The following is a 13,639-nucleotide window of genomic DNA, read 5'->3' on the forward strand; positions in this document are numbered from 1 at the left end:
ACGGCATATCGAGCGAGACTCACCGGTTCCTGCCTACTAGAGTCGGTGCGGTCAGGTCTGGGAACCCTCCAGTTCCGGCCCGCACCTGTGAGGAGCGCACATGTTCGAGAGATTCACCGACCGAGCCCGTCGGGTGGTCGTCCTTGCCCAAGAAGAGGCACGGATGCTCAACCACAACTACATCGGGACCGAACACATCCTGCTCGGCCTCATCCACGAGGGCGAGGGTGTCGCAGCGAAGGCCCTGGAGTCCTTGGGTATCTCCCTCGACGCCGTGCGGTCACAGGTCACCGAGATCATCGGCGAGGGCCAGCAGGCCCCGTCGGGTCACATCCCCTTCACGCCGCGCGCCAAGAAGGTGCTCGAGCTGTCCCTGCGCGAGGCGCTGCAGCTCGGCCACAACTACATCGGCACCGAGCACATCCTGCTCGGCCTGATCCGTGAGGGCGAGGGCGTCGCAGCCCAGGTCCTCACGAAGCTGGGCGCCGACCTCAACCGCGTGCGCCAGCAGGTCATCCAGCTGCTCTCGGGCTACCAGGGCAAGGAGCCCGTCGCCTCGGGCGCCCCTGCCGAGGGCACCCCGGCCGGCTCAGCCGTGCTCGACCAGTTCGGCCGCAACCTGACCCAGGCTGCCCGCGAGGGCAAGCTCGACCCGGTCATCGGTCGAGCCAAGGAGATCGAGCGCGTCATGCAGGTCCTCAGCCGACGCACCAAGAACAACCCGGTGCTCATCGGTGAGCCTGGCGTCGGCAAGACCGCCGTCGTCGAGGGCCTCGCGCAGGACATCGTCTCCGGCGACGTCCCCGAGACGCTCAAGGACAAGCAGCTCTACACGCTCGACCTCGGCTCGCTCGTCGCCGGGTCGCGCTACCGCGGTGACTTCGAGGAGCGCCTGAAGAAGGTCCTCAAGGAGATCCGCACCCGCGGCGACATCATCCTGTTCATCGACGAGATCCACACACTCGTCGGGGCCGGTGCCGCAGAGGGCGCGATCGACGCCGCGTCGATCCTCAAGCCGATGCTCGCCCGCGGGGAGCTCCAGACCATCGGAGCCACGACCCTCGACGAGTACCGCAAGCACATCGAGAAGGACGCAGCCCTCGAGCGCCGGTTCCAGCCGGTCCAGGTGGCCGAGCCGTCCCTCCCGCACGCGATCGAGATCCTCAAGGGTCTACGCGACCGCTACGAGGCGCACCACCGTGTCTCGATCACGGACTCCGCGCTCGTCGCGGCGGCGACCCTCGCCGACCGGTACGTCAACGACCGCTTCCTCCCCGACAAGGCCATCGACCTCGTCGACGAGGCAGGCGCGCGTCTGCGCATCCGCCGCATGACTGCTCCGCCGGAGCTGCGCGAGCTCGACGAGCAGATCGCCGAGGCCCGCCGCAACAAGGAGTCGGCCATCGACGAGCAGGACTTCGAGAAGGCCGCTGGTCTGCGTGACACCGAGAAGCAGCTCACGCAGCAGCGCGCCGACAAGGAGAAGGCCTGGAAGTCGGGCGACCTCGACACCGTCGCAGAGGTGGACGAAGAGCTCATCGCCGAGGTGCTGGCCATGTCGACCGGTATCCCGGTCTTCAAGCTCACCGAGGAGGAGTCCTCGCGTCTGCTGAAGATGGAGGACGAGCTGCACAAGCGCGTCGTCGGTCAGGACATCGCCATCAAGGGCCTGTCGCAGGCGATCCGTCGCACGCGTGCCGGTCTCAAGGACCCGAAGCGTCCCGGTGGCTCGTTCATCTTCGCCGGTCCGACAGGTGTCGGTAAGACCGAGCTCGCCAAGGCTCTCGCCGAGTTCCTCTTCGGGGACGAGGACGCGCTCATCCAGCTCGACATGTCGGAGTTCTCGGAGAAGCACACGGTGTCGCGCCTCTTCGGCTCGCCTCCCGGCTACGTCGGCTACGACGAAGGTGGTCAGCTGACCGAGAAGGTGCGTCGCAAGCCCTTCTCCGTGGTCCTCTTCGACGAGGTCGAGAAGGCTCACGCGGACATCTTCAACTCGCTCCTGCAGATCCTCGAGGACGGTCGACTGACCGACTCGCAGGGCCGCATGGTCGACTTCAAGAACACCGTGATCATCATGACCACGAACCTCGGTACCCGTGACATCGCCAAGGGCGTCCAGACCGGCTTCAACGCCGGCGGCGACACCGTGACGAGCTACGAGCGCATGAAGGCCAAGGTCAACGAAGAGCTCAAGCAGCACTTCCGCCCCGAGTTCCTCAACCGTGTGGACGACACCATCGTGTTCCCGCAGCTCACGCAGGACGAGATCGTCAAGATCGTCGACCTCATGATCGCGAAGCTCGACGGACGTCTGCGCGACAAGGACATGGGCATCGAGCTCACGCCCGCCGCGAAGATCCTCCTCTCCGAGAAGGGATACGACCCGGTCCTGGGTGCACGGCCTCTGCGCCGCGCGATCCAGCGCGAGATCGAGGACGTCCTCTCCGAGAAGATCCTCTTCGGCGACATCAAGGGTGGCGAGATGATCCTCGTCGACGCCGAGGGCGAAGGTCTGCTGGGCGAGTTCACGTTCCGCGGGGTCCCGAAGAACCTGCACAAGCGTGACGCCGTCGTCGTGGCTGCCGCCGCGGTGACCGGCGGGTCGGACGCCCCCGTCGGGCTGAACGACCTCCCGCCGACAGGTGGGACCGCGGCCGCTGCCGACCCTGCCTGATCGTCGACCGCTGAGGCGGGGGACCGGCTGAGCCGGATCGCCCGCCCACAGCGCCACGAAGGCCCCCGGACCGTGAGGTCCGGGGGCCTTCGTGCGTCTGAGGTCAGGCTGCCGCGAGCGCGCGGATCTCCTTCTCGGCCTGGGCGACGCGCACGGCCCGGCAGCCCTGCGAGGTCCAGCGGCGGACGAACCCGGGCTCGTCACGCATGAGCCCCCAGCCGCGTCGCACGAGGGTGAGCGGAGGCTTGCGAGACTCGCCCAGGTCGCGCAGGAGGCGGAACCAGAAGGTCACCAGTCGGGGTCGCGTGATGCAGACGGCGTCGGCGAGGATGCCCTCGGCACGGCAGGCGGCGACGAGCTCCGAGGCGAAGATCCCCTCGGCCACGATCACCCGTGCGCCGGTGACGTCAGCGTGCGTGGTGCCGGTGCGGGTCGACGTGGGGATGTCGTAGATCGGCAGGTCGGCGTGGCCTGTCGTGCAGAGCTCGACCAGGGCGCGGAGGGCGTCGTCGGCGTCCCAGCTCGCGGGGGAGTCCCAGTCGGCGATGCCGAAGCGCCTGGGCATGTCCGGGTGGTCGTGGTCGTGGTAGAAGTCGTCGAGCTGGATCGACGGCAGACCGAGCCGGCGGACCAGGCTGGACTTCCCCGACCCTGACGCGCCGGTCATGAGGACCACGCGGGCCGTCGGTCGACGCGTTCCCGGGGGGAGGTCGAAGAGGCCGTCGGCGTCGTGTGCAGTCACCTGACCATCTTTCCAGACGGGGCGACGAAGATCGGCGGACAGGGGACCCGGAGCGGTGTGGTGTGCGGCACCGGGTGTGGCACGTCAGGCCCGCTGGCGCAGCCTGACGACGACGGCGGACAGCAGCGCGACCGCGGCGGCAGCGGCAGCCACCGGCGCGACGGTCGAGTCCTCGAGCGGACCCTCCCAGCGAGCCGCCGCGATCCAGGCGAGCCCCCAGGCCATCGCGAGGTTGATGGTGAGGCGCCCGCCGGTGTGCACGGCGAAGCCGACGGCGATGAGCGCCGCGACGACCAGGAGGACCACAGGCCAGCCTGTCGCACCGAGGCCGAGGTCACCCGGCTCGGCGGTCTTGAGCGCGGCGGTGACGTTCGCGATCGCGGCGACGGTCACCCAGCCGAGGTAGAGCCCGAAGGTGCCGTCGACGAGAACCGTCTCGACGAGCGACGACGAGGTAGTCGCCCGCATCCGCTCGAGGATCATGACGAGCGTGGTGAGCAGCGCCGCCATGACGACGACGCTCGCCCACACCGACCCGGCCTGCACCACGAGCAGCCACCCGGCGTTGAGCAGTATGGAGAGCGCAGCGAGCCAGCCCATCGACCGCTGGCGGGCGGACTCGCGCTGCGCGGGGAGTGCCTGCCACACGGCATAGGCGACGAGCCCGAGATAGATCACCGACCAGATCGAGAAGGCGGTGGTCCCGGGGGCGACGGGGGTGGCGCTGGCGGACAGCGCGCCGTCGGCGGCCTCAGAAGTGGGGGTGCCGCCGAAGGCTCCGGCACCCCAGGCCGCCCCGAAGATCGCGACCACTGCGAGCACGAGGACGGAGATCTGCCGGGTGAGGTCGCGGTTCGTCGTCATGGCACGACTTTTGCACGACTGGCGAGAGACGGCACCCGGGGTCGCCTCGAGCGCTGTCCGGCGTCCCGCTCCTGCCGCACAGCATCTCCGAGGCGAGGGCGGTAACCACGGGCTCGGTGCAGACCTCTGGTCCTACGACAGGTGGAGAAACTACTGTTACGCTCCCGAACGTCGCTTTAGGGCATAGATCCTGTACGAGAATTTCGGAGCCGTGTGAGTCATCTGTCGAGTGTGTCGAGTTCAGCACCGTCTCAGCGCAGCACATCCACCCCGGGGCAGGGCAGAGGCCTCCTCACCAGCGCCCGGCGGCGGACGAGGGCTGGTCTTCTCCTGTTCCTCGTCGGGGTGGTGGGTGTCGTCGCGTGCTGGCCGGCGCAGGCGACCGGGCGGACCGGACCAGCGGACGAGGTGGCCAACCTGACGGCCTCGATGGACGTCGGTGCGCGCGTGCCCACCGCAGGGCCCGCTGACGGGGCCATCCGGTTCGACGGGACAGGGCTGATCGATCGCCGGGGATGGGCGGACGTCGACGTCGACGGCGTCGCGGACGTCGTCGAGGACGCGATCTGCGGTGGTGCGACGTGCGCGCAGCCGTGGGACGACGCCGACGGTGACGGGATCGCCGACTGGGTGGAACAGCTCGCCTGCGGCGGCCCCACCTGCGCCGTGAGCGCCCTGGACAGCGACGGTGACGGCATACCGGACTTCGTCGGACAGGTCTTGTGCGGCGACACGGGGTGCTCGACGGAGACGCTGCACGGGGACGTCGACGGGGACGGGATCGCGAGCTGGGTCGAAGCCGTGATCGTCGGGGACGCGGTCACCGCCACGGGGACCGAGGACTTCAACGCCAACGGGGTCTCCGACGCCGCAGAGCTGGCGCGGTGCCTGGAGAAGCAGCCGACCGGAGGGTCGGGGCTCGCTGCGACAGGAGCAGCCGTGGGCCTGTGGTTGTCCGCCGCGCTGGGTCTTCTCGGCCTGGGCCTTGCAGCACAGGGTGCGAGTGGCACCCGATCGACGTCACGTGACGAGGGAGCAGAGCTGTGAGCAGCTGGACGACGAGAGGTACCCCGTGGGGGAACCTCCTCAGGGAGGGACTCGTGGGTGCGCTAGCCAGTGCGCTGGTCTGCACGGGGTTGAGCACACCTCTGGTGGCAGAGGCTGCGGAGCCGGTCGCCTCGCCTGCGGCGTGGGCTCACGCCAGAGCGCGGGTCGCCGCGACGGTACCGGCGGTCACGCCCCTGACGGCCGCGGACGACCCGGCCGACGAGGCACCCGTCGAGCTCTCGACGGGGACGATCTCCCCGGGTGAGGAGAGCGTGCTGGTCTCGCCGGAGATCTCCGTGACCTTCTCGGGGTCGCAGATCGAAGAGGTCCTCGACGTGAGAGTCGACCGACTCTCGGCAGACGTGGCTGACGAGGCCGCTGTCTCGAGCGGGGGTGTCGCTGTCGGTCCGGTCTTCGACGTGAGCGCGACGACAGGTGACGGGGACCACGTGACGGTCTTCCCCGGTACGGTCTCGGGTCTCGCTGCCGCAGGCGCGGACAACGTCACGCAGGCGGGCGGCGGTACCGGAGGTCAGGTGCTGGGCGCGCCTGGCGCGGTCTCCGCTCCGCTCAGCAGACGTGCTGCGGCCGCCGGCGGCGGGTGGCCAGTGCCTGGCGAAGGACCTGATGGCGCTCCGATAGGGACGACTCCGGCGGCAGACGGGTCTGGCTGGGACACCGTCCCGACAGAGGAGACCCCGCTCGTGGAGGACGGTGTGGTGCCGGGGTGTCGATCGAGATCCCCGTGCCCGAGGCCGAGGTCTCCGGGCTCGACGCAGGATCTGTCCGCGTCCTCACCCGCGAGGACGCGAGCGAGCCCTGGACGATGCTGCCCTCCTACCTGGACGCTGCTCGGGGCGTGGTGGTGGTGCACGTGGACCACCTGTCGCAGTTCGTGGTCATCGGAGACCGTGACGTCCCAGAGGTCGGTCCGCGGGTCGTGCTCGACCCGGACAACGACATCGCGCACACGAGCGGACCGGGGGGCCCAGCCACCGAGCTGGCCTACAACGTCGCTCTCGCGAACCAGGTGGCGGCGAAGCTCACGCAGCAGTGCCTCGCCGACGTGGTCGTCACGCGCACCGACACCTCGGTGCCGATGCTCGACCAGAGCGTCCGTGCAGGTATGGCGACGGCTCACGACCCTGTGCTGACCACGACGCTGGCCTTCGACGCTGCCCTCGGCAGCCCGTGGGGAACCATCGGGAACGGTGGTTCGAAGGTGTACTCCCGCGGAGGTCCCGCGGACGTGGGGCTGGCCGGCTCCACCTTGGACACCTTGCCGGTTTACACGGGGCGGCCGGCGACCCCGACCGAGCGTCCGATGCTCCCCTACGACGACTTTGCGGGCGTCCCCGGTGCTCTCATGCACCTCGAGACGTTGTACCTGGACCACAACTTCGACAGGCCGGTGATCGACGCCGGGTTCAGCTCGATCGTCGACGGTGTCTTCGTCTCGATGGGGCGGTACCTCGAGTCTCAGGGCTTCAACTGCACGGACCCAGACCGTGGTGGCGGCTGGCCCGCGCCACCGACCTCGGACCAGATCTCAGCCTGGATGCAGCTCGGGTTCAAGAACTATGCCGCCTATGGCGGGGACCCGATCAACCTCGCGACCGGGAACTTGGTGACGCTGCTCGACCTGTTCACCACCTCGGGGCCCGCTGGGCAGTCCTCTCAGACCGCATTGGTGCACAACGGGCTCGATGATCGCGTGTCTCGGTTCGGCCGCGGATGGTCGAGCACCCTGTCGGCCCGGGCGCAGCGCTTCGCCGACGGGTCAGCCATGGTCGTGCGCGGTGACGGCGCGTCCTACACCTTCACCCCGGACGGGGTGGGGGGCTTCGCCGCCGACGCCAACCACGGTGCGCGTCTCCACGCGGACGGCGGGGGGCGTCTCAGCCTCGTCCTCGACGACGGTGACACGTGGGTCTTCGACACCTCTCACCCGGAGGGGGTGGGCGACCTCGTAGAGATCAGAGAGGCTTCCGGGGCAGTGACGACCCTGGCCTACGCGCCGCTGACCGGAGACCCGCTGTTCAGGGCTTTGACACAGGTGACGCTGCCTGGCAACCAGGTCGTCTCTGTGCAGAGCAACGGAGAGGGTCTGGTCACGGGACTGAGCGCGCCTGACGGGCGGACGTGGTCTCTCACCTATGACGGGGCATGGAACCTGACCACCGTCACCGGTCCGGACGGGCGGTCCCAGTCCTTCGGGTACGACGGGGCGGGAATGATCGTGACCGGGGTCGACGAGTCCGGGGTGACCTACCAGACCAACACCTACGACGATCAGAGCCGGGTGAGTGCGCAGAGCGACGCTCAGGGCAACGTCCGGACGTTCACGTACAGCCCAGGGTCGACCGTCTACACCGACGCCGAAGGGTCGGCGTGGACCTACGGCGTGGACGGACGGTCACGAGTCACCAGCTCGACCGACCCCCTCGGCGCGACGACGACGTTCACCTTCGGTGACCTGGACGCTGTGACAGCCGTGACCGACCCGGACGGGTCGACGACCTCGCTCGCGCTGGACGCAGCCGGCCGGCCGCTCAAGGTCACCGGCCCCGACGGCGCTGTGACAGAGATGACGTACGACCCGGCGGGACGGCTCGTCCGGGTCAGCGAACCAGCGCCGACAGGGTCGGTCTCCACCGTGGTCGAGCGCGACAGCGCCGGGCGGGTCGTCGCCACCCAGGTGGGAGACCAACCCGCGTCGACCTTCGCCTACGACGCGGGCGGGAACCTCCTGTCGTCGAGCGACCCGCTCGGGGCGGTCACAGCGTTCACCTGGGACGAGCGAGGGAACCTGCTCACTGAGACAGACCCGCTGGGGCGGGTCACGACGCACACCTATGACGCAGGGAACCGCCTGACGTCGACGACCACGCAGGCAGGGGCGACGACGACGTGGGCCTACGACTCGGCAGGTCGCCTGATCTCGGAGACGTCTCCCGACGGCGGTGTGACCCGCTACGCCTACAACGCTGTGGGCCTGACGACGAGCATCACCGACCCTCTGGGCGGAGTCATGACGCTCGAGTGGGACAGCCTTGCCCACCTGGTGGGCGTCACCGACGCCGAAGGGGCGACGGAGCGTCTGACGTACAACCGTGAGGACGCGGTGACGTCTCAGACCGACCCGATGGGCGCGGTCACGGCGTACACACTCGATGCAGCCCACCGTGCTGTGGCCGTCGTCGACCCGCTCGGGGGAGAGTGGGCGACCACTCTCGACCCGGTGGGGCGGGTGCTCGAACAGACCGGCCCCGCCGGAGGGGTCGCCACCTACGCCTATGACGACGCCGGGCGGGTGGCCGCTGTCAGCGACCAGGACGGCGTCGTCACGCAGTACACCTACGACGCGGCGGGGAACCTGACCGCAGTCCAGGACGGGCAGGGCGGCGAGACCACGCTCGTCTACGACGAGCTGTCGCAGCTGGTCTCCTCCACGGACCCTGATGGCGCCACGACACTGTTCACCTGGGACGAGGCCGGGCAGCTGGTCGGCACCACCGATGCCGCGGGTGCTACGACCACGAACGCCTACGACGCCGCGGGTCAGCTGCTCGAGACGCTCGACGCCTCTGGTGCGGCAACGACCTACTCCCACGACCCCGACGGCCACGTCGTGGCCGTCACGGACGCTGACGCCGTGCGCACAGACCTGGAGGTGGACTGGGCCGGGCGGACGGTAAGAGAGACCGACGCCCACGGAGCCGCCTGGACCACCAGCTACGACCTCGTGGGGCGGGCGGTCTCAGAGACCGACCCTCTCGGGCAGGTCACGACGATCGCCTACGACGCGGTCTCGAACCCTGTGGCGGTCACCGACGCGCTGGGCGAGACCACGACCTACACCTGGGACGGGGCAGGGCGTCAGACCGGGACCCAGGCACCGTCAGGGTCGGCGACCAGCTATGGGTATGACCCGGCCGGCCAGCTTGTCGAGGTCGTCGCCGGTGCCGACGCGGACCTGGAGTCCTCGGTGGACGCCGACGCCCGCACGACCTACCGGTACTCACCGACCGGAGAGCTCGTCGAGACCGTCGACCCGCTCGGGCAGGTCACCGCTGACGAGTTCACCCCGGGCGGGCGCCTGGCATCAGCGACCAACTCTCTCGGGGCAGTGGAGGCGTACACCTACGACGACGCGGGTCGGCTCGCCGAGATCCTCGATCCCGACGGACGGTCGACAGCCGTGGAGTACACGGCGGGCGGACAGGTCAGCCGACGGACCGTCACAGCGCCGGGCCTCGCCGACCGCACCGAGGACTTCACCTACGACGCGCTGGGCAACCTCGTCTCGACGACAGACCCGACGGGCGAGACCGGGTGGACCTACGACGCTGCCGGCCGGGTCACCGGCGAGCAGACCGTGGCTGGGACCATCAGCACGCGCTACACCGCTGCCGGGAGGGTCGCGGCCAAGACTCTCGCCGACTCCAGCGAGGTCACCTACACCTACGACGAGGCCGGGTACCCGGCGTCCACCACGACCGCGCTGGGTGTCGAGAGCTACGTGCTGGACCCCGCAGCCCAGCTGGAGTCGATCACGCGCACGTCCCTCGGTGCAGCAGCCGACGTCGTCACCACCTACGAGCGTGACGCGCTCGGCCGTCCCACGTCGATCACCCACGCAGCCGCCCCGGCGGTCCCGTCTGCTGCGGTGACGATGGGTGCGAGCCCGACTACCGGGGGACCGGTCAGCTGCGTGCCTGCCGCGGACTACCTCGACGAGAGGTCGCTGCCAGGGACAGGCTCCACCCCCGGCATCGACACCATCGCGCTGGCGTACACCTACACGGCAGATGGTCAGGTGGCCACGACAGACCGCACCGACACGGCTGCCAGCCGGACCGGCGCGGACACGATCTTCTCGGAGGCGCTGACTGCGACCTACGACCCGATGGGACGCCTGACCGGGACGACCACGGTCGTCGAGCAGTCGACGCCCACGCAGCCTGGCGTGCGACCCCTGAGTGCTGCGGCTCTGCTCGGTGCTCCGGGGTGCGCATTGATCGCAGGCAGCGGGTCCACGACCCCGGGCGTGGAGGTCACGACGTCGACGACCGAGGAGACGTACGCCTGGGACGCGGCGGGGAACCGGGTCCAGTCCACGAGGGTGGAGGGCGATCAGTCCGTCGCCACAGCGGCGACCTTCAACAGCGCGAACCAGATCACCGGGGCGACGACTACTTCCGGCGGAACCCCCGTCGCGAGCGTGGAGTACTCCTACGACAAGGCCGGTAACCGGACCTCCGAGACCGCTCACGACCTCACGGCACCTGAGGGTCCGCCGACCACGACGACGACCGGCTACGACGGCAGCGGGCGGTTGTCCACGGTCGACTCGCCGGAGCTCGATCTCACCTATTCCTACGACGCCCTCGGTCGCCGGGTGAGCGAGCACCTCGTCACAGCACTCTCTGACCGGACGGCCACCCAGACCTGGGACGACCTGACGGTCTCCGGGCGCAGTGACGCCGAGCACGGGGTGACCAGCTACGCCTACAACCCGATGGGAACCCTCACCGCTCAGTCAGGCACTGCGACGGGCACGGGGTCCTGGATCCTGGGTGACGCGCTGGACTCCAGCATCGCGCAGGTCGGAGCGGCCGGAGCGATCACGCAGACGAGCAGCTGGAACGCGTGGGGTGGGCAGTTGTTCCACACGGCCGGTTGGGGCACTCGGGTGGGCTACACCGGCGAGCAGACAGACGCTGCTCTCGGGACCGTGAGCTTCTACGCCCGCACCTACGATCCCACCTCAGCGAGCTTCACGACCCCCGACGCCTGGGGCGGGCTGCTGCACCAGCCTCAGACGCTCAACCGGTACGCCTACGTGCTCGGCGACCCTCTCACGACCACTGATGTTCTCGGCTACTGGCCCAGCTGGGCCGAGAGCGCAGGCAACTGGGTCAAGGACACCGCCTCGAACGTGACGAACCACGTCCAGGACAACTGGCGCACGTATGCGTCGGTGGGAGTGTCGGTGGTCGTCGGAGCCGCCGTCGTCACAGGTGCCGCTGCGTGCATCGCCGCCACAGCGGGCGTGTGCGCGGGAGTCCTGGCAGGCGCGGCCACCACGCTCGGTACCAGCATGGCTGCCGGAGCTGCGGGCGCGGCTGCAGCCTATGGTGTGATCGGCGACGACGGACGCGGGAGCCTCAGCTGGGCGGGATTCGGAGTCAGCACGGGAATCGGCACGCTTGCCGGAGGCATCTTCGGGAAGCTGGGGGGTACGGGGGCTGGCGTGACGCAAGGGCTTACGAACCTTGCCAACCGGATCACCGCAGCTCATGCCCCGTCGATGCCTCGTGCTGCCTCGAGTATCGCCATCCGCAGCACCATCCGGGCACCGAAGGCTGCCTTAAACTGGGCGCGAGGGGGATCTCTGGGGGCGCGGCCCAGACAGTATATTCGGACACAGGTGGATGGACAGTCCGTGCGATTGCCAGCCGCGACGCGAGGCGTTACTGGTACTGCTTCCAAAGGGAGTGGGGGTGTTCTGGTGCCGGTTAGATCTGGGCTTCATCCGAACGTGACAGGAGTTCGATTCATGCCAGCGAAGCCTAATCAATATCACCCGATACCGAGACCTTATGCGGTCTACTACAATAGAAAATTCCAAACTGTTCATCCACTGACGGGCAGGACGATTGGCAACGATAGCCCTTGGAGTCACCTCCAGTACGGGGTCCGGCGATGGGGGATCTGGTGAAAAGCGTCGAAAAGATCGCATGGGAGATATGCGATCGAACGAATCCTCTGCCTCGGCAAGATGTGCAGCGCTTCGACTTCGACAAAGCAATGTTCGAGTGTGAGTTTATCGACATGAGAATCTTCATGCGCGAGGCGGCCACATTTATCCTCATTCAGGACCGACCGGGCTCCGGATACCTCATCGGCCTGCTTGGATGTACGCGAGCCGAGTGGCGTGACGATTTCCTGGGCGGCCCGGGATCATTCACGAGAGTAGAGGTTGGTCCAGTCAGATTCTCCGTGGGTGCTGAGGGAAGCGCGGGGATCGGAATGGAGTTCCCTAGCGGAGGTGAGTCCATGATCGCAGCAGACTTCTCGACGCTCGTTATCGGAGAACTTGATGGCTTTCGAGACGACGCACCTCCCGACTACACCATGGAGACCGGCACTTTGATTCGTTCTGAGAGCCTCAACTGGGGAAATGAGGTCGAAGTGCTTCGAGCCTGGTCGATGTCTCGCGGTTCGGAGGGCGCATGCGCGGCTGCTGGTGGCGCAGGTGGACTGGAGGTCACGATGCGTCGATCTGGATCGACCTGGCCAAGACGGTACGTTATTCGCGTGTCGGAGAGCGATGGGACAGTCCTGATATCGAAGACTTCGGCGAACCCGATTAAAGTGATGTCTCGCTATCTGGGGCAGGCCGAGGTGGAACTCCTGCAGCAAGAGGCGGATGCGCTTTGGTCGAGACGGTCGACTGATTACGCACATCTGTTCTTCACTGGTCTGCAGTCGTTGAAATAGGGCCCATGATTCTAGGTGGAGTTGAGGACGGGTGCGCCAACGGCGGTGCCCTCGGCAGGGTGTATGGGGAAGCGGCCGGAGTGCTCTGGGTGTCCGAAGATCTGGACGGCATTCGCGTCCAGTGCGGTTCTCAGGGGTGGGAGAACAAATTGAACACTTGCTCATATCCCGCTTTGAAGATGGAGGTTCGCACGATGAAGCTCCTGGAGCTTCTCCTTTCGCCGACGCACACGATCCCCCGCGACGGCCCGGCCGAGACGAACCCACTTGTCGAGGATGGGCTGCTTGACGAGGCTCAACTTCTCGATGTGCGATCTGACGCCATCACTCAGACGGGCGGACTCATATTTGACCTCCGCTCCGCTCTGGAGTTTACAAGATCGAACACTGCTGTCATTGTGGCACGCGGCGTACGAAACTTCTTTTGGAGCGGCCCCCCGGGCGCGACCACGCTCACGGCGTGGAGCGTCGCCTCATGGAGCCTAAGTTCTGGTCAGGCCATGATCAACATCGAAATTTCACTGTGGCCAGCACCCGGAGGCTTGATACATCTTGCGGCAGAGCGTACTGAATTCTACTCCGGTGATGCCGCTGATCTCGATGGCGGTCTCGATTATGAAGGCCTGCAGCGGATCCAATTGACCGGGGCGATACCTGATTGGGGATCATGCTTCGAGGTTGCTGACGCATTTACGCGCGGACCTGTCGACTGGTGGCACTGGAAGAGGCGTGCTTGCAAACGTGGGCCCGAGAGGTTCGTGCCTGACTGAGAGCAGAAATGGATTCATGTCTATCGACGAAAG

7 protein-coding genes are annotated in these 13,639 nt (G+C 67.7%); 5 read left to right on the plus strand and 2 right to left on the minus strand.

Annotation, left to right across the window (positions count from 1 at the left end; genetic code table 11):
• Positions 1-100 precede the first annotated feature (100 nt).
• Complete coding sequence (locus tag SANBI_RS02405; protein ID WP_319158577.1) at positions 101-2,677, plus strand: ATP-dependent Clp protease ATP-binding subunit; 2,577 nt, start codon at positions 101-103, stop codon at positions 2,675-2,677.
• 103 nt (positions 2,678-2,780) lie between these two features.
• Here the strand turns inward: SANBI_RS02405 and SANBI_RS02410 are convergent, their stop codons facing one another.
• Together SANBI_RS02410 and SANBI_RS02415 are read right to left on the minus strand one after the other, a co-directional pair.
• Positions 2,781-3,419 carry a uridine kinase family protein gene (locus tag SANBI_RS02410; protein WP_056135865.1) on the minus strand — a complete coding sequence of 213 codons (639 nt, stop codon included), beginning with the start codon at positions 3,417-3,419 and terminating at the stop codon, positions 2,781-2,783.
• A gap of 84 nt (positions 3,420-3,503) precedes the next feature.
• Positions 3,504-4,283 (minus strand): TspO/MBR family protein, encoded by a 780-nt coding sequence (locus tag SANBI_RS02415; protein ID WP_319158580.1) that lies wholly within the window; start codon positions 4,281-4,283, stop codon positions 3,504-3,506.
• Positions 4,284-4,691: 408 nt separating this feature from the next.
• Between SANBI_RS02415 and SANBI_RS02420 the strand changes: the two genes are divergently transcribed.
• The 4 genes from SANBI_RS02420 (at position 4,692) to SANBI_RS02435 (ending at position 13,606) form a co-directional block, all read left to right on the plus strand.
• A complete protein-coding gene (locus SANBI_RS02420) occupies positions 4,692-5,330 on the plus strand; it encodes a hypothetical protein (RefSeq protein WP_319158582.1) in 639 nt (212 codons plus the stop codon).
• A 727-nt stretch (positions 5,331-6,057) separates the two neighbouring features.
• Positions 6,058-12,054, plus strand: a complete 5,997-nt coding sequence (locus SANBI_RS02425) for an RHS repeat-associated core domain-containing protein (RefSeq protein ID WP_319158584.1) — start codon at positions 6,058-6,060, stop codon at positions 12,052-12,054.
• A gap of 338 nt (positions 12,055-12,392) precedes the next feature.
• Entirely contained in the window at positions 12,393-12,836 is a 444-nt protein-coding gene (locus tag SANBI_RS02430; RefSeq protein WP_319158586.1) for a hypothetical protein, read from the plus strand.
• Between the two features lie 194 nt (positions 12,837-13,030).
• On the plus strand, positions 13,031-13,606 hold the full coding sequence (locus SANBI_RS02435) for a hypothetical protein (RefSeq protein WP_319158588.1): 576 nt from the start codon (positions 13,031-13,033) through the stop codon (positions 13,604-13,606).
• Positions 13,607-13,639: the final 33 nt, after the last annotated feature.

Source organism: Sanguibacter biliveldensis (genome assembly GCF_033798665.1).
In the GTDB taxonomy this organism is placed as follows: domain Bacteria; phylum Actinomycetota; class Actinomycetes; order Actinomycetales; family Cellulomonadaceae; genus Sanguibacter; species Sanguibacter inulinus.

Coding starts and splice junctions, on each gene's coding strand:
- SANBI_RS02405 (WP_319158577.1), top strand. CDS start 101: ATGTTCGAGAGATTCACCGACCGAGCCCGTCGGGTGGTCGTCCTTGCC.
- SANBI_RS02415 (WP_319158580.1), bottom strand. CDS start 4,283: ATGACGACGAACCGCGACCTCACCCGGCAGATCTCCGTCCTCGTGCTC.
- SANBI_RS02430 (WP_319158586.1), top strand. CDS start 12,393: ATGATCGCAGCAGACTTCTCGACGCTCGTTATCGGAGAACTTGATGGC.
- SANBI_RS02435 (WP_319158588.1), top strand. CDS start 13,031: ATGAAGCTCCTGGAGCTTCTCCTTTCGCCGACGCACACGATCCCCCGC.